Source organism: Mycolicibacterium arcueilense (assembly GCF_058536225.1).
The window spans coordinates 113,046-129,542 of the sequence record NZ_JBZTYL010000012.1; the positions used below are offsets into that span (position 1 = coordinate 113,046).

Here is a 16,497-nt window from a genome sequence, read left to right on the forward strand (position 1 = left end):
GGCTAGCGGTCCCGCCGCTCGTCGTGGGTCGGGAAGTGCTCGGCGAGCGCCGCGGCGATCTCCAGGAACCGGCGACGGGTCGGCATCGACATCTCCCGCGGATCGACAACACCACCGGGACGTAGATGCCCGTCGAACGGCACTTCGATCACCCGCTGCCCCTGACCCGAGAACTGTCCGGCCAGGATCGTCCGCGTGCGCTTGTCGGCGTGGCCGTCGGAGTCGTTGAGCACCACGACGGTGCGCTGCAGCAGGTCCGTCATCTCATGGGCGGCCAGCCAGTCCAGCGTCTGTCCGGCAGTCGCCGCGCCGTCGACCCACGGGGAGGACACCACGATCAAGCCGTCGAGATCGCGCAGCACCTCCTGGGTCACCGGTGAGTCCATCGTCGAGCTGCAGTCCACCACCGAGATCGAGAAATGCTTGTCGAGCCGGGTGGTCGCCTCGCGGTAGATGGCGGCGTCGAGCACGCGGCGGCGGGCCGGGGTGCCCTCGCCCGCCAGGACGAACAACCCCGCCGCGTTGGTGCCGACCCGGCTGCGGACGTCGGCGAACGAGTCCAGGTGTTTGTCGTTGGCCAGCTCCCAGTACGAGCTCTGGGCCTGGGGATCGACGCGGCTGCCGAGCTTGCCGAACGAGGTGTCGGCGTCGATGGCCACGACGCGATCGTCTTGGCGCAACTGGGCGAAGATCGATCCGACGCTCGCCGAGACGGTGGTCTTGCCGACCCCGCCCTTGCCCATCACCCCGACCTTGTAGTGGCCGCGCAGGAGCCCCTTGATCTTGGTCTCCAGCTCGGCGACCCGGAGATCTTCGGGCGACGGGCCGGGATTGATCAGCCCGAACGTGGCCCGATAGACGAACAAGCGCCAACCGCTGCCCGGTGGCTGACGCTTCGGCGGAACCAGGTCGTTGACCCGGATGCGGTCCGCGTAGGAGCCGGTCGGCAGGGGCGGCACACCGGGCGCGGGCGCACCCGGATCCGGTGCGAATCCGCCTTCGGCGGGCCAGGGTTGACCGGGCGGTGGTCCGTACGGCGGATGCGGCGGACCCCCGGGGCCGGGAGGACGCTGCGACGGAAGCTGCCAGCCGGGCGGACCCTGCTCCCAGGCATCCGGCCGGGGCGGGGCCTGATGGGTGTCGTGCGGCGGTTGCGGCGGTGCGGGTGGTGGCGGCGGAGGAGGAGGTGCCTGTTGTTGCGGCGGGGTCGGGGGCGCGGGAGGAGCCTCCCGGAACGTGTTGCGGGCGCGCTCGGCGTCGCGGTCGACGGGTACGACTTGCGACGTGCCGGAATCATCGGAGCCGGCGGGAGCCTTCGACGGCACGAAATCCACCGGGGGCCGCCCGGGTATCGAGGGCGGCGGCTCTGGTGGCTTGCGGCGGGTCGGCCTGGTGTCGGGTTCGAAGTGTGATTCCTCCGGACCCGTCCAGCCGAGCTCTCTACGCAAGGTGTCGTCGGGGTCGGGCACGCCTGAATCTCCTCCGGAACTCACACAAGGGAACTTTGACCGTGCTCAAGTATCGACCACAACCCGTCCGGCTTGCAGGATCCGTCCGTATTCCGGTTGAACTGACGGCGCAGCAAATTTGGATGGCAAATCCCGAAGCCGGTCGCGGCGAGGCCGGGTGCTACCTCCGGCGGCACCCCGAAAGGCTCTTGCGGCGGCACCCGTGAGAGGCCGCCCCGTCGTGCGGCGTAACCCCTCGGATGCTTCTACGAAAACGACCGTTCAACTGCAATAGGTGGTGGTCGGAGGGGGTTCGAGGGCCGTCGTCCCGGGGCTGTCGCGAGCCCGAAATTGGTGCACCGACCGGGTCGAATGCGCTGGTAATCTCTGTTCCGGCGAAGGGGACACGGGGTATGGGACTGTTGGGGGATATTGCCGATCTCGGCAAAGGCGTGCTCGAAAACAATCTGAAGTGGACCGAGCGTGCCGCGAAGGTCGGAGAGTTCATCGTCCGCAACACCGTCGGCTCCGAACTCGAGCAGGTATCCACGTTCGGCGGCCAGATGGTCGACCTCAGCCAGAAGACCGCCAACTTCTTCGCGTCGCAGATCGGCGGCCGGCTGATCCGAGCCGCCCGGTCGCCGGTCCTGGCCGCCGGCCAGCAGACCATCGAGTCGATGAAGCACAGCACCGGAGTCGGCGATCCGGAGGACGGACATCGTTTCGGTGAGGGGGCCGACCAGATGGGCGCGGTCGGGCAGGTGCTCGTGTCGGCCTTCCCCGACGACAGCTGGGACAGCAGCGGGGCCAGCGCCTACGCGGGCCGCAACACCGAACAGGTTGGCCGGGTCCAGACGATGTCCGGGTTGGACACCATGGTGGCCGGGGTGCTGTGTACCGAGGCCGGCCAGATCGCGGCCACCCGCGACAGCCTCGACGGACACTCCGACTGGCTGGGCGCGATGAGTCTGCTCACCACGAGTGCGGGAATCGTTCCGGGTTTCGGGACGGCGGCCCAGATGACGGCCGAGTTCGCGATGGTGGCCAAGGCAGTCGGCGACTCGAACGACGATCTCAGAACTCTGTGCGGCCAGATCGATGAGAACGCGGCCGTATTGCAGACCGCGGCTGCCCGGTACGAGACCTTGGCCGGCGGCACCACCGCAGCCGGCGCGGAGTTCGAGCCGCTGCCCGACGATTCTCAGGTGCCCACCGGGCCGCCGGACCCCGAGGCCGCGGATCCGGCCGTCCTGACTGCTAGCGACGATGTTCTGTCAGACAGTGAGGTCCCGTCGGGCGGCGGCGGAGACATCCCGTCGGGCGGCGGTAGTGCTGCTCCGTCGGGCGGTGGGGCAGGGATGCCGTCGGCTTCCTCGCCGTCGATGCCCACCGGCATGCCGGGTGCGGGCAGCCCGCCATCCGATGCGGCGGCAAGCGCGGCCGGCGCTCTCGGCGGGATCCTGGGCTCGCTGGTGAGCCCGCTCAGCGGAATACTCGCCGGGTTCACCCAGGCGGCGCAGGCTGCCACGCAGGCCGGGACCCAGGCGGCGCAGATGGCGAGTCAGGCGGCCGGGCAGGCAGGTGGCCCCGCTGCCGACGCCGCGCAGCTCGACCAGGCGTCGGGAAATACCGACGCCGACGAGCGGGACGGCCGGGACGACGATCGGGACGAGGACGACGAACCCGACGAGGACCGCAAGCAGGACGACGAGGACGGCGAGGAGCAGCTGGGTGAGGCCGAAAAGGGCGAGGCCGGTGGCCTGCCTGGCCCGGATTCTGCGGGTGGGCCGGCCGATCCGCCGGCCGCCGGCGCGAAGGATTCGCCCGCCAAGACACTGCCTCCCGACCTGGAAGCCACGGCCGCCGGCGGCGCTGCGGCGGGGCAGGCTCCGGTGCATGTCGGGGCGGATTTCGAGCAGGGCCAGCTGCATGTGGCAGCGGCGGCTACATTAGATCGCGGTGTACCCGGATCTGCGGCCGTGATCGACAGGTAAGAATTCGGGGACAGGGATCGAGGGGAATTTCATGGCGGGTGATTTGCGGGTTGCCACCGCTCATTTGCACGAGCTATCGGCCAAACAAGGTCAGGCTGCGACCAGCCTGACTGTGGCTACCGGTGTGGTCGAAGGGGTCGACACCGCGGTGCGTCTGACGCATGGCCCGATTTCGTCGGCGTCGGCTGCGGCCATTGCGCGCGCGGTCAACGCGCGTCGGACCGCGGGCACGGGTTTGGCCAGTGTGTCGCGAGACCTCGGGTCGAAACTATCCCGCGCAGCGGGCGGATACGACCGGACGGATTCGACGATGTCCGGTGCCCTCCATGGATCCATTCGGTAGAGGCGGAGCGACGGATGACAAATTCTTTTGGCGCTGACGCGAACACCGCGGCCATCGACGATGTCGTCGGGGTCGAGCTGACCATCGACGGGATCCTGGTGGTCGCCGACAAGCTGGGGCTGACCGATTTCCCGCCTTCGATGGGAATCCGGTTGAACATTCCGCAGCCCGATCTGCGCAAGACGGTGTGGGAGCAGGTGGCCCGTGACCTCACGGCCCAGGGCGTGCTGGACGTGTTCGGCACCCCGCATCCCGAGGTGGCCGCGATGCTCGACACGCTGAGCCGGCCCGAGCGCACCCTGGAGGGGCGCTGGTGGCGTCGCGACCTGGGCGGCAAGATGATCCGGTTCGTGGTGTGCCGCAAGGGTGGCCGGCACGTGGTCGCGGCCCGCGACAACGACATGCTGGTACTGCAGCGAGTGGCCGCACAGGTGGGTCTGGCCGGCATGGTGACCACTGTGCTCGGCGAAGGCCAACCGGCCAGCGTCGAGCCGTTGACCGGTGTCGCGGCGACGCTCGCCAATTGCCGAACCGCCGACGAGCTGACCGGCTACGGGATCCCGCCGACCTCGGCTCGGGTCTACGCCAACATCATCTCCGAGCCCGAGAGCTGGGTGGAGCTGGTGGTGTCCGAGCGCAATCCGGGCGGCACCACCTCCCAGGTCGACGTGGCCGCGGGTGTGCTGGACTCGAAGCAGGGACGCATCGTGTCCATTCCGCGCAGGGTCAACGGGGAGCTCTACGGCAGCTTCCTGACTGGGACCAAGGACAACCTGCAGCGGGCGTTGGACGGTTTGATCGAATTCCTGCCCTCGGGTTCGTGGTTCGACAAGTCTGATCCGGAAAGCTCCTACGCGTACTGAAAGAGGCCGCCACGGTGGGTGACTTTCCGCCACATTCTCCGGACGACGACGAAGGCGACTATGACGAGCTCGCGGCGCTGGATTTCTCGTACTCGGACGACGGTTCGAACGCAACGGCCCTCGATGCGCTCGGGACCTACGACGACGTCGTGCCGCACGACGATGCGGTATTGGGTGACGGTTTCGCGGACGTGTCCGGCGTGGACGACGAGACACTCACGGTGCCGCTGTTCACCGTCACCAATCCGCCCGAAACCGTCACGGTGACGGCATTCATGGATGGCCGGGTCCATCAGATCGAGTTGGCACCGAAAGTCACCAATCTGTCCGAACAGGATCTCGCCGAGGAGATCCTGGTGATCGCGGGCCTGGCTGCTCAACAGGCCAAGTCCGCCCAGTACTCGTTCATGCTCGCGGGAATGCGGGAGCATGGACACGACGACGCGGCGACCCGCGACTTTCTGACCCGTGACCTGGATCTACCTACGCCCGAGCAGGCCGATGATGCTCGGTCCCAGGTCTTTTCGAACCGCTATGGAGGCGACGATGGCTGACCACCTTGCTGGAATGTTCGGTAGCGCGGTGGGCATGCTGTCCGGCTCGCCGGCCCGATCGCTCGAGATATTCACCGAGATAACCAATTACGACGAAACCGCCTGTGACGCCTGGGTGGGTCGGATCCGCTGTGGTGACAGCGACCGGGTGACGCTGTTCCGGGCCTGGTATTCACGCTCGAACTTCGGGCAGCTGGCCGGTACCGCCGAGATCTCGATGAACGGTGTCGGCGCGCGGGTGCCGATCGGCGGCATCTACGGGAAGGACATCTCCTACCCGATCAACTCGCCGCTGGCGATCACCCTTGGTTTCGCCGTGCAGGAGGCTGCCGAGGGTAACTACGCCGACGCGATGGAGGCCTTGGAAGATGCCCCGGCCGGCGGGTCCGACCATCTGGTGGCCTGGGTCAAGGCGGTCATCTACGGTGCGGCCCAACGCTGGACCGATGTGATCGACCAGGTACGCGGCGCCGACCAGTGGCCAGACAAGTTCCTTGGCGCGGCCGCTGGTGTGGCGCATGGTGTCGCGGCGGCTAACCTTGGACTGTTCACCGAGGCCGACCGCAGGCTCACCGAGGCCAATGACACACCGGCCGGCCAGGCATGCGCACCGGCAATCGCCTGGTACCTGGCGATGGCGCGGCGTTACCAGGGCAACGAGGAATCAGCCCAGGTTCTCCTGGAATGGCTGCAGGCGAACTTCCCTGAGCCCAAAGTCACTGCAGCACTGCGTGATCCGGCCTACCGGCTGGAGACCACGACTGCTGAGAAGATCGCTGCCCGCACCGATCCGTGGGATCCGTCCAGCGTGGTGGCCGATACCTCGGGGAGGGACAAGCTGCTCGCCGAGGCGCAGGCCGAACTGGACAAGCAGATCGGTCTGAGCCGGGTCAAGGAGCAGATCGAGGCCTACCGGGCGGCGACGCAGATGGCCCGGATCCGGGCCGCGCGCGGCATGAAGGTGGCCCAGACCTCCAAGCACATGATCTTCGCGGGTCCGCCCGGTACGGGTAAGACGACGATCGCGCGCGTGGTCGCCAACATCCTGGCCGGCCTCGGGGTGATCGCCGAGCCGAAGCTGATCGAAACCTCGCGTAAGGATTTCGTCGCGGAGTACGAAGGCCAGTCGGCGGTCAAGACGGCCAAGACGATCGATCGCGCCCTGGGTGGTGTGCTGTTCATCGACGAGGCCTACACCCTGGTGCAGGAGCGCGACGGCCGCGCCGACCCGTTCGGTACCGAGGCGCTGGACACCCTGTTGGCCCGGATGGAGAACGACCGCGACCGCCTGGTGGTCATCATCGCCGGCTACAGCAACGACATCGACCGCCTGTTGGAGGCCAACGACGGTCTGCGGTCCCGGTTCGCCACCCGGATCGAGTTCGACTCGTACTCGCCCGACGACATCGTCGAGATCGCCAAAGTCATTGCCAAGTCGAATGATTCGTGGCTCGACGATGACGCCTGCAAGCGGGTCAACGAGGCGGCCTCGTTGTTGAGCCAGCGCACGCTCAACAACAAGCCGGCACTCGACATCGCAGGTAACGGTCGCTACGCACGGCAGTTGGTGGAGGCCGGTGAGCAGAACCGCGACATGCGGCTGTCCCGCTCGCTGGACTTCGAGGGCCTGGGTGTCGAACAGCTCAGTGAGGTCAACGGGGACGACATGTCAACGGCGATCGCGGCGGTGCACAGCCGCCTGAATGTCGGCGAATAAGCGATGGCAGGTTTCCGGCTCACCACCAAGGTCCAGGTCAGCGGCTGGCGTTTTCTGCTGCGCCGCGTCGAGCACGCGATCGTGCGCCGCGATACCCGGATGTTCGACGATCCGCTGCAGTTCTACAGCCGGGCGGTGTTCGCCGGTGTCGTCGTCTCGGTGCTGATTTGTCTCGGCGCGGGGCTGATGGCGTACTTCAAGCCGTTGGGCAAGCAGAGCAGTGACCAGTTGTTGGTGGACCGCACCACCAATCAGCTGTACGTGATGCTGCCCGGCAGCAATCTGCTTCGCCCGGTGTACAACCTGACCTCGGCGCGGTTGGCACTCGGTAATGCCGGTACCCCGTCCGCGGTGAAGTCCGAGGAGCTGAACCGGTTGCCCAAGGGACAGCCGATCGGTATTCCCGGTGCGCCGTACGCCACCCCGATCGGCGCACCTGCCTCGCGGTGGACGTTGTGCGACACCGTGGCCAAGCCCGATAGCTCGGCGCCCAAGGTGGAGTCCTCCGTCCTGATCAGGTCGCTGGCAACCGACACCGGGGTCGGCCCGATGCGCCCGAATCAGGGCATGCTGGTGTCCTTCCAGGGGGGGAACTGGCTGGTCACCGAGGACGGCAGGCACAGCATCGACCTGTCGGACCGGGCGATCAGCTCGGCCGTGGGCATCCCGGTGACCGCGAAGGCCACCCCGGTCTCCGAGGGGTTGTTCAACGCACTGGCCAACCGGGGCCCCTGGCAGCTTCCGGCGATCGGGGCCGCAGGCGCGCCGAATACCGTTGGCCTGCCGGAGAATCTGGTGATCGGCTCGGTCTTCCAGACGGCCACCGAATCAGACCCGCAGCACTATGTGGTGCTGCCGGACGGGGTGGCCCGGGTCAACCCCACCACCGCCGCGGCGTTGCGCGCCACGAATTCCTACGGGCTGTTGCAGCCGCCGTCGGTCGAGGCCAGTGTGGTCGCCAAGATCGCCGAGCAGGTCTACGGGTCGCCGTTGCCGGACAAGCCGCTCGAGGTGCTGCTGCGTCAGGACGCCCCGGTGCTGTGCTGGGCCTGGCAGCGGGAGCCGGGCGATCAGGCGCCCAAGACCACCGTGATCGCCGGCCGTCGGCTGCCGATCCCGTCGTCGGCGGTCGGCACCGGAATCGACCAGATCGGCGGTGACGCAACGGTGTACATCGAAGGCGGTCAGTTCGTGCGGCTGCAGTCGCCGGATCCCCGGGTGGGCGAGAGCCTGTATTACATCGATCCGCAAGGAGTGCGGTACGGCATCGCCAACGACGATGCGGCGAAGAATCTGGGCTTGTCCGGTGCGGTGAACGCACCGTGGCAGGTCGTCGGGCTGCTGGTGGAGGGCCCGGTGTTGTCGAAGGACGCGGCGTTGCTTGAGCACGACACGCTGCCTGCCGACCCCCATCCGCGCAAAGTGGAAAGCAAGCAAGGCTCATGACAACCAAGAAGTTCACCCCGACCGTCAAGCGGGGGCCACGGCTGACACCGGGCGAGATCAACGTCGCCGCACCGGATGACCTCGGTATCGAGATCCCGCCGTCGGGCATGCAGAAGGCCATGCCCTGGGTCATGGGCGGCTGCATGCTCGGCATGATCGCGATCATGATCTTCACCGGTGTGCGTCAGCTGTCGCCGTACATGCTGATGATGCCGTTGATGATGATCATGGGCACCGTCGGCATGATGGGTGCCGGCGGCTCCGGTGGCAAGAAGGTCCCCGAGATCAATGCCGACCGCAAGGAGTACCTGCGGTACCTGGCCGGCCTGCGCACCCGCGTGACGTCGTCGGCGTCGGCGCAGGTCTCGTTCTTCGGTTATCACGCACCGCATCCCGACGATCTGTTGTCGATCATCGGTACGCATCGCCAGTGGTCGCGTCAGGCCAACTCCGACTTCTATGCCGCAACGCGGATCGGCATAGGCGCCGAGATCGCGGTGGACCGGCTGCTCAAGCCGAACACCAGCGGTGAGCTGGCGGGTCCGCAGGGTGCGCCGCAGCCGCACCTGGAGCCGGTCAGCCACATGTGGGTGACCAAGTTCCTGCGCACCCACGGACTGATCCACGATTGCCCGAAACTTGTTCAGCTGCGGACATTTCCGACGATCGCTGTGGGCGGCGACATCGACGGCGCCTCGGCGATGCTGACCGCGATGATCTGTCATCTGGCGGTGTTCCATCCGCCGGACCTGTTGCAGATCCGGGTGCTCACGGACAATCCGGAAGACCCGAAGTGGTCGTGGCTCAAGTGGCTGCCGCACACCCAGCACCAGACCGACACCGATGCGGCCGGGCCCACCCGGCTGGTCTACACCCGCCCCGACGGCCTGAGCGATCTGACCGCGCGCGGTCCGCACAGCGCCGACGCCGCGCCCGGCGGCCCGTACGTCATCGTGGTGGACCTGACCGGCGGCAAGGCCGGTTTCCCCGTCGACGGCCGGGCCGGGGTCACCGTGCTCACGCTCGGCAATCACCGGGGTTCGGCGTACCGGTTGCGGGTCGACGCGGACGGGACGGCCGACGACAAGTTGCCGAACCAGAACTACCGCGAGGTCACCCGGGTCGTCGACCGGATGACTCCGGCGCAGGCGGGCCGGATCGCCCGCAAGCTGGCCGGCTGGTCGATCACCGGAACGATCATCGACAAGAACGTCCGGGTGCAGAAGAAGGTGTCCAAGGAATGGCACCACCTGGTGGGCGCCAAGTCGGTCGAAGAGGTGACCCCGGCGCGCTGGCGGATGTTCACCGACACCGACCGCGACCGGCTCAAGATCCCGTTCGGGCACGAGCTCAAGTCCGGCGAGGTGATGAAGCTGGACATCAAGGAGGGCGCCGAGTTCGGTGCCGGCCCGCACGGCATGCTCATCGGAACCACCGGCTCGGGTAAGTCGGAGTTCCTGCGCACCATGATCCTGTCGCTGGTGGCCACCCACCACCCCGACCAGATCAACCTGCTGCTCACCGACTTCAAGGGCGGTTCGACCTTCCTGGGTATGGAGAAGCTGCCGCACACCGCGGCCGTCGTCACCAACATGGAAGAGGAAGCCGAGCTGGTCGGCCGTATGGGCGAGGTGCTCACCGGTGAACTCGACCGGCGCCAGCAGATTCTGCGTCAGGCCGGTATGCAGGTGGGCGCCGCGGGTGCGTTGTCCGGCGTGGCCGAGTACGAGAAGCACCGCGAGCGTGGTGCGGACCTGCCACCGTTGCCGACGCTGTTCGTGGTGGTGGACGAGTTCGCCGAGCTCCTGCAGAACCACCCGGACTTCATCCAGCTGTTCGACCGCATCTGCCGCGTCGGCCGGTCGCTGCGCGTGCACCTGCTGCTGGCCACCCAGTCGCTGAACACCGGCGGCGTCCGGATCGACAAGCTCGAGCCGAACCTGACGTACCGAATTGCCTTGCGTACCACCAGTTCTGCCGAGTCCAAGGCGGTGATCGGTACGCCCGAGGCGCAGTACATCACCAACAAGGAGAGCGGTGTGGGCTTCCTGCGGGTGGGCATGGAGGATCCGGTGAAGTTCAGCACCCTCTACACCGGGGCCAACTACGTGCCCGAGGTCGAGGAGTCGGCCGACGGTGAGGCCAAACCGCGGTCGAAGCGACAGGCCCGGGTGCGGATTCACCAGTTCACGACGACACCGATCTTCGATACGGCGGCCAGTTCATGAGGGCCAGCGAGGAGCCGGAGGCGGATCGCGTATGAGTACAGATGCCGAACCGAGGGTGCTGCGCGAGGTCGTCCTCGGCCAGTTGGGCACCGGTGAGAGCCGCGCCTACAAGATGTGGCTGCCGCCGCTGACTGATCCGACCCCGGTCAACGAGCTGGTCGAGCGTGATTACCAGCGTCAGCCACTGCGCTTCGCGCTGGGGATCATGGATGAGCCGCGCCGGCATCGGCAGGACATCTGGGGTATCGACGTCTCGGCGGCCGGCGGCAACATCGCAATCGGTGGTGCCCCGCAGACCGGCAAGTCGACATTCCTGCAGACCTTGATGCTGTCGGCCGCGGCGACCCATACGCCGCGGCAGGTGCAGTTCTACTGCATCGACCTCGGTGGCGGTGGCTTGATGTACATGGAAGACCTGCCGCATGTGGGTGGCGTCGCCACCCGTGCCGAACCGGACCGGGTCAACCGGGTCGTGGCCGAGGTCAAAGCCGTGCTCAGGGCACGCGAGCAGGTGTTCAAGCAATACCGCGTGGGCTCGATTTCGTCCTACCGTGAGATGCGGGAGGATCCGAACAACCCCGCTGCCCAGGATCCGTTCGGCGACGTCTTCCTCGTGATCGACGGCTGGCCGGCGTTCGTGGCCGAGTTCCCCGATCTGGAAGCGGCGGTGCAGGACCTGGCCGGTCAGGGCCTGGCGTACGGCGTGCACGTCATCATCTCGACCCCGCGCTGGACCGAGCTCAAATCGAGGGTGCGTGACTATCTGGGCGTCAAGGTGGAGTTCCGCCTGGGTGACGTCAACGAGACCCAGATCGACCGGATCACCCGGGACATCCCGGCCAACCGACCGGGCCGTGCCGTCTCCCTCGAGAAGCACCACCTGATGATCGGGGTGCCCCGGCTGGACGGCGTGCACAGCGCCGCCAACATCGTCGATGCCATCTCGGCCGGCGTACAGGAAGTGGCCTCGCGCTACACCGACCAGGCGCCGCAGGTGCGGGTGCTCCCGGAGAAGATCTACCTCCATCAGCTCGACCCGAATCCGCCCGGACCCGACTCCGACTACCGGACCCGCTGGCAGGTGCCGTTGGGGCTGCGCGAGTCCGACCTCGCGGTCGCCTACAACCAGATGAACATGACGCCGCATTTGCTGATCTTCGGCGCTCCGAAGTCGGGGAAGACCACCATCGCACATGCGGTGGCCAAGGCGATCTGCAGTCGCAACAGTCCCGACCAGGTGCGGTTCATGCTGGCTGACTACCGATCGGGCCTGCTCGACGCGGTGCCCGAGTCGCATCTGCTGGCCGCCGGCGCGATCAACCGCAACAGCGCATCGCTGGAAGAGTCGATCAAGGCGCTGGCCACCAACTTGAAGAAGCGGCTGCCACCGGCGGATCTGACCACCGCACAGTTGCGGTCGCGGTCCTGGTGGAGCGGTCCGGACATCGTGCTGCTGGTCGACGACTGGCACATGATCACCGCCGCTGCGGGCATGGTGTCGCCGATGGCGCCGTTGAGTGCGTTGCTGCCGGCGGCGGCCGACATCGGCCTGCACATCATCGTGACGTGCCAGATGAGCCTGGCGCACCGGGCCACGATGGACAAGTTCGTGGGTGCTGCGTTCGGCGCCGGTTCGCCGACGTTGTTCCTGTCCGGCGAGAAGAACGATTTCCCGTCGCGGGAGATCATCGTCAAGAAAAGGCCGCCTGGCCAGGCATTTATGGTCGCGCCGGACGGCAAGGAGGTTATTCAGGCGTCCTATGTGGACCCGCCCGCGGAATAAGTGTTCTCACCACCTCGAAAGGGCAGTTAGTATTTATCCAACGCACTCAGCAACGCTGGCGGCGGCCCGCCAGCAAAGGGATCGGGGGACAGATTCCTTGGCGGCTTGGCAAACTTCATGCCAGGCCGGCCTTGAGTGCTTGTCCCTGGTTATTTGTAATCGAAACAGGGGAGTAAGCAAATGGAACCGTTGATGCACAACCCGGGTGCCGAAGGTGTTGCGGCACAGGTGATCGCAAACGCGGCCCGTGGTCTGGCCGGTGGCACCACCGCTACCGCCGCTGTCACCGCGCTGGTTCCGGCCGGTGCTGACGAGGTCTCGGCCTTGGCGGCGATGGCCTTCGCCAGCGAGGGTGTCGAGGCGCTTGCGGCGAACTCGTTCGCCCAGGAGGAGCTGACCCGCGCGGGTGCGGCCTACGCGGAGATCGCGGGCATCTACAACGCGGTCGACGCGGCTCAGGCCACCACGCTCTAGCAGCTCGTCGGCAAATTCGTCTTCAGATAGGGTCATCTGGTAATGGTTGCGGTTCCGCCCGTCCCACCGACCTGGTTTGCGCTGCCTCCAGAGGTGAACACCGCGCGGTTGATGGTCGGGGCCGGTCCGGCACCGATGCTGCAGGCCGCGACGGGTTGGGAAGGCCTGGCGATCCTGTTGGAGACCCAAGCCGACGAACTCGCAGGCGCGCTTGCCAACCTGACCTCGGTGTGGAGTGGCGCGGCGAGCGAGCGTGCGGTCTCCGCGACGATGCCGATGATTCTGTGGCTGCGGACGATGGCCATGCAGGCGCAGAAACGCGCCCTGCAGGCCGGCGCCCAGGCGAGTTCGTACACCCTGGCTCTGACGACGACGCCGCCGATACCTGAGATCGAGCAGAATCACGTCACCACTGCAACGCTCAACGCGACGAATTTCCTCGGTATCAACACCGTGCCGATCGCCGTGAATGAGATGGATTACTGGGTCAGGATGTGGAATCAGGCCGCCGATGCGATGGAGGCCTACCACGCCGCAACCACCGTCAACCTGCTGTTCGAGCCGATCATGCCGATGACGCCGATCGTGTTGCCCGGGGTCGGAGAGACGACCGCGGCGGCAGCGCTCGCCTCGACGGCACCGCGGGCCGCCGAGGGCATGATGCGCAACGCGATCATGGAGGGCGTCGCCGTGAAGGCGACGATCGAGTCGGTGGCGTTGACTGCGGGGCGCACCGGGGCGTGGGTCAACCACGCCGAGCAGCTGGGGGCCGGGACAGCGAACAAGGGTGAGAGCGCGGCGCAGCAGAAGCAGGATCCGTCCCAGAAGAACCCCATGCAGCAGGGCATGCAGATGGTCATGCAGATGGCGCAGCAGGGTGGTCAGCTTGCGGGGCAGATCCCGCAGATGGTCCAGAGCCAGATGCAGATGTTCACCCAGCCGCTGCAGCAGGTCACCCAGATGGTCAGTCAGTTCACCAGCATGGGCGGCAGCGACAAGGGTATGCAGGTCGGGCTGATGGGGGCGACGCCGTTCTCGAACCATCCGCTGACAGGCGGTACCGGCCCGAGCTCGGGCGCGGGCCTGGTGCGTGCGGCGTCGTTGCCTGGCGCTCTCGGATCTCCGCCGCGCACGGCGCTGTTGTCCAGCATGTTGGGCATCAGCGGCGAGGCCAAGCCTGCCGTGTCCGCGATGGCTGCGGGCGGCGCGGGTCCGGTGGCGCCGGTGGGTAGCGGTGCCGGCGGAGGTGGCGGGGCACCGGTGCACGCCGCCAAGAACAACGAAGAGAAGAGCGGCGGCACCAAGGACGGATTGATCGCGCCGACCTCGCTCACGTACGACCAAACCGAAGACGGGGACGACGACTGGTAGTCGTCCACCACACAGACTTTCCGGCCACCCGGCCGGAGGACTCGCCAAATTTTCTCTGGTGAGGACAAAGGAAAAATAAGGGGAATCCAACATGGCACAGATGAATACAGATGCCGCCGTCCTCGCCAAGGAGGCTGCTAACTTCGAGCGCATCTCCGGTGAGCTCAAGAGCGTCATGGCGCAGGTCGACTCGACCGGCGGCGCCCTGGCGGCTCAGATGCGGGGTGCCGCGGGCGACGCCGCTCAGAGCGCACTGCTGCGGTTCCAGGACGCTGCCAACAAGCAGATGCAGGAACTGAACGACATCTCGAACAACATCCACACCTCGGGCACGCAGTACACCAGCACCGACGACGACCAGGCCAGCACGCTGTCCTCGGCGATGAACATCTGACCTAACTGACCTCAAGAACGGAGACAAACACATGACTGAACAAGTTTGGAATTTCGCTGGTATCGAAGGCGGAGCCGGTGAGATCCACGGCGCCGTCAGCACCACCGCCGGTCTGCTGGACGAGGGCAAGGGCTCGCTGGCCTCGCTCGCCGCAGCATGGGGTGGCTCGGGTTCGGACGCCTACCAGGCCGTTCAGACCCGTTGGGACAGCACTGCCAACGAGCTGAACACGGCGCTGCAGAACCTCGCGCAGACCATCAGCGAGGCGGGCCAGACCATGGCCCAGACCGAGGCCGGCGTCTCGGGGATGTTTGCCTAGTATTACGCGGCAAACAAGCATGCTTTGGTGGGCGGGTGCTCGGACCATCTGACGATGGCCCGAACCCGCCCACCACTTGCGCTTGGGTGTAAAGATCTAACCATCTGTTTTTCACTATCTGAGGGGTCCCCATGTCGGCCGACTATGACCGGCTCTTTCACTCGTCGGAACCGGGTAAACCGGTCGACGACGCCACGGCCATCGTGGACAGAGATGCCATCCTGAAGGCCGCCGCGGCAGCGGCGCCACCGCCGGTCCCGGTTGGGGAAACCAGTACCACGGATGTGCCCGTGGCCCCCACGGCCTCCACCCAGACTCAGGCAGCGCCGCAGCCTCGGCACGCGGAGACGGCGCAGCCGATGCCTGCGCCCATGCCGCAGCCGCCGGCGAGCGCGCCGCAGTGGCCGCAGAACTCCATGCTGCGGGCTCCGCAGCAGCAACAGCAGTTCGGCCAGGGCGCCCGGCACGAGCAGGCCCGCGCCATGCCCGGCCCGGCGCCGCGCGTCGCGCCCGGCCCGGCACCGTCGCAGTTCGCCGATCTCGATCCCGAGGTCAGTGGCCAGTGGCGAGCGGGGCAGGCCATCCCGACTCCCGCCGCGCCCGGACCCACCTCGGCCGCCACGATGGGCAACCACCGCGCGATCGACGCGTTGTCGCACGTCGGAGTGAAGACCGGCGTGAAGATGCCGTCCCAGCGCGGATGGCGCCACTGGCTCTATCTCACGACGCGGATCAACCTCGGTCTGTCGCCGGATGAGATCTACGAACTTGACCTGCACAACCGGATTCGGCGCAATGCCCGTGACTCCTACCAGATCGGGGTGTTCGGTCTGAAGGGCGGCGTCGGCAAGACCGCGGTCACGGTCGCGCTGGGATCGGCCATGGCAAAGGTCCGTGGTGACCGCATCCTGGCGATCGACGCCGACCCCGACGGCGGCAACCTGGCCGACCGGGCCGGGCGTCAGTCCGCCGCGACGATCTCCGATCTGCTCGCCGACCAGGAACTGTCGCGCTACAACGACATTCGCGCCTACACGAGCATGAACGGCGCGAACCTCGAGGTGCTGTCGTCCGAGGACTACAGCGGCGCACAGCGTGAGTTCAACGACGACGACTGGAAAGGCGCCACCGCGGTGGTGTCGCGCTACTACAACCTCGTCCTCGCCGACTGCGGTGCCGGTCTGTTCCAGAAGGCGTCCCGCGGGGTGCTGTCCACCGTGTCGGGCATGGTCATCGTGGCCAGCGCCTCGATCGACGGGGCCCGGCAGGCCGCCATCACGATGGACTGGTTGCGCCAGAACGGATACCAGGATCTGCTCGGCCGGTCCTGTGTCGTCATCAACCACGTCACGCCGGGTAAGCCCAACGTGGATGTCGAGGATCTGGTGCAGCAGTTCGAACGCCACGTACCTCCGGGCAGGGTCGTCGTGCTGCCGTGGGACAAGCACATCGCCGCGGGCACCGAGATTCAGCTCGAGCTGCTCAGCGACACGTTCACAGCTTATCAGTAGTTAACTACACAATGTGGGCGCACAATGCGTGTTGAACTGCGTATTTATCGTC

14 protein-coding genes are annotated in these 16,497 nt (G+C 66.8%); 13 read left to right on the forward strand and 1 reads right to left on the reverse strand.

What is annotated here, in order from left to right; genetic code table 11:
* Window positions 1–2: 2 nt before the first annotated feature.
* Window positions 3–1,469 (reverse strand): MinD/ParA family ATP-binding protein, encoded by a 1,467-nt coding sequence (locus tag AC4LGL_RS18360; protein WP_491840020.1) that lies wholly within the window; start codon window positions 1,467–1,469, stop codon window positions 3–5.
* Window positions 1,470–1,861: 392 nt separating this feature from the next.
* Here AC4LGL_RS18360 and AC4LGL_RS18365 point away from each other — a divergent pair, with 392 nt between their 5' ends.
* The 13 genes from AC4LGL_RS18365 (at window position 1,862) to AC4LGL_RS18425 (ending at window position 16,445) form a co-directional block, all read left to right on the forward strand.
* A complete protein-coding gene (locus tag AC4LGL_RS18365) occupies window positions 1,862–3,442 on the forward strand; it encodes an EspA/EspE family type VII secretion system effector (protein WP_491840021.1) in 1,581 nt (526 codons plus the stop codon).
* A 31-nt stretch (window positions 3,443–3,473) separates the two neighbouring features.
* Window positions 3,474–3,785, forward strand: a complete 312-nt coding sequence (locus AC4LGL_RS18370) for a type VII secretion target (protein ID WP_491840022.1) — start codon at window positions 3,474–3,476, stop codon at window positions 3,783–3,785.
* 14 nt (window positions 3,786–3,799) lie between these two features.
* Window positions 3,800–4,648 (forward strand): ESX secretion-associated protein EspG, encoded by an 849-nt coding sequence (locus tag AC4LGL_RS18375; RefSeq protein WP_491840023.1) that lies wholly within the window; start codon window positions 3,800–3,802, stop codon window positions 4,646–4,648.
* Between the two features lie 14 nt (window positions 4,649–4,662).
* Window positions 4,663–5,202, forward strand: coding sequence for a YbaB/EbfC family DNA-binding protein (locus AC4LGL_RS18380; protein ID WP_491840024.1), 540 nt, complete (start codon window positions 4,663–4,665; stop codon window positions 5,200–5,202).
* The gene (gene eccA, locus AC4LGL_RS18385) at window positions 5,195–6,919 is read left to right on the forward strand and encodes a type VII secretion AAA-ATPase EccA (RefSeq protein WP_491840025.1); all 1,725 of its coding nucleotides are present in this window, start codon (window positions 5,195–5,197) and stop codon (window positions 6,917–6,919) included. The genes AC4LGL_RS18380 and eccA overlap by 8 nt, the downstream gene beginning before the upstream one ends.
* A gap of 3 nt (window positions 6,920–6,922) precedes the next feature.
* On the forward strand, window positions 6,923–8,365 hold the full coding sequence (gene eccB, locus AC4LGL_RS18390; RefSeq protein WP_491840026.1) for a type VII secretion protein EccB: 1,443 nt from the start codon (window positions 6,923–6,925) through the stop codon (window positions 8,363–8,365).
* Window positions 8,362–10,593, forward strand: coding sequence for a type VII secretion protein EccCa (gene eccCa / locus AC4LGL_RS18395; protein ID WP_491840027.1), 2,232 nt, complete (start codon window positions 8,362–8,364; stop codon window positions 10,591–10,593). The genes eccB and eccCa overlap by 4 nt, the downstream gene beginning before the upstream one ends.
* Window positions 10,594–10,624: 31 nt before the next feature.
* Window positions 10,625–12,376: a type VII secretion protein EccCb gene (gene eccCb, locus AC4LGL_RS18400; RefSeq protein ID WP_491840028.1), complete on the forward strand. Its 1,752-nt coding sequence runs from the start codon at window positions 10,625–10,627 to the stop codon at window positions 12,374–12,376.
* Between the two features lie 180 nt (window positions 12,377–12,556).
* Window positions 12,557–12,850 carry a PE family protein gene (locus tag AC4LGL_RS18405; protein WP_064957543.1) on the forward strand — a complete coding sequence of 98 codons (294 nt, stop codon included), beginning with the start codon at window positions 12,557–12,559 and terminating at the stop codon, window positions 12,848–12,850.
* A 42-nt stretch (window positions 12,851–12,892) separates the two neighbouring features.
* Complete coding sequence (locus tag AC4LGL_RS18410) at window positions 12,893–14,221, forward strand: PPE family protein (RefSeq protein ID WP_491840029.1); 1,329 nt, start codon at window positions 12,893–12,895, stop codon at window positions 14,219–14,221.
* A gap of 91 nt (window positions 14,222–14,312) precedes the next feature.
* A complete protein-coding gene (locus AC4LGL_RS18415) occupies window positions 14,313–14,615 on the forward strand; it encodes a WXG100 family type VII secretion target (protein ID WP_491840030.1) in 303 nt (100 codons plus the stop codon).
* A gap of 31 nt (window positions 14,616–14,646) precedes the next feature.
* Entirely contained in the window at window positions 14,647–14,934 is a 288-nt protein-coding gene (locus tag AC4LGL_RS18420) for a WXG100 family type VII secretion target (protein ID WP_064957546.1), read from the forward strand.
* Between the two features lie 131 nt (window positions 14,935–15,065).
* On the forward strand, window positions 15,066–16,445 hold the full coding sequence (locus AC4LGL_RS18425) for a MinD/ParA family ATP-binding protein (RefSeq protein ID WP_491840031.1): 1,380 nt from the start codon (window positions 15,066–15,068) through the stop codon (window positions 16,443–16,445).
* Window positions 16,446–16,497: the final 52 nt, after the last annotated feature.

Bases quoted from the DNA above. Each gene is read 5' to 3' on its own strand.
- AC4LGL_RS18425 (WP_491840031.1), top strand. From the start codon at position 15,066: ATGTCGGCCGACTATGACCGGCTCTTTCACTCGTCGGAACCGGGTAAA.
- AC4LGL_RS18375 (WP_491840023.1), top strand. From the start codon at position 3,800: ATGACAAATTCTTTTGGCGCTGACGCGAACACCGCGGCCATCGACGAT.
- eccCb (WP_491840028.1), top strand. From the start codon at position 10,625: ATGAGTACAGATGCCGAACCGAGGGTGCTGCGCGAGGTCGTCCTCGGC.
- AC4LGL_RS18365 (WP_491840021.1), top strand. From the start codon at position 1,862: ATGGGACTGTTGGGGGATATTGCCGATCTCGGCAAAGGCGTGCTCGAA.
- AC4LGL_RS18410 (WP_491840029.1), top strand. From the start codon at position 12,893: ATGGTTGCGGTTCCGCCCGTCCCACCGACCTGGTTTGCGCTGCCTCCA.
- eccB (WP_491840026.1), top strand. From the start codon at position 6,923: ATGGCAGGTTTCCGGCTCACCACCAAGGTCCAGGTCAGCGGCTGGCGT.
- AC4LGL_RS18415 (WP_491840030.1), top strand. From the start codon at position 14,313: ATGGCACAGATGAATACAGATGCCGCCGTCCTCGCCAAGGAGGCTGCT.
- eccA (WP_491840025.1), top strand. From the start codon at position 5,195: ATGGCTGACCACCTTGCTGGAATGTTCGGTAGCGCGGTGGGCATGCTG.
- AC4LGL_RS18405 (WP_064957543.1), top strand. From the start codon at position 12,557: ATGGAACCGTTGATGCACAACCCGGGTGCCGAAGGTGTTGCGGCACAG.
- AC4LGL_RS18420 (WP_064957546.1), top strand. From the start codon at position 14,647: ATGACTGAACAAGTTTGGAATTTCGCTGGTATCGAAGGCGGAGCCGGT.
- eccCa (WP_491840027.1), top strand. From the start codon at position 8,362: ATGACAACCAAGAAGTTCACCCCGACCGTCAAGCGGGGGCCACGGCTG.
- AC4LGL_RS18370 (WP_491840022.1), top strand. From the start codon at position 3,474: ATGGCGGGTGATTTGCGGGTTGCCACCGCTCATTTGCACGAGCTATCG.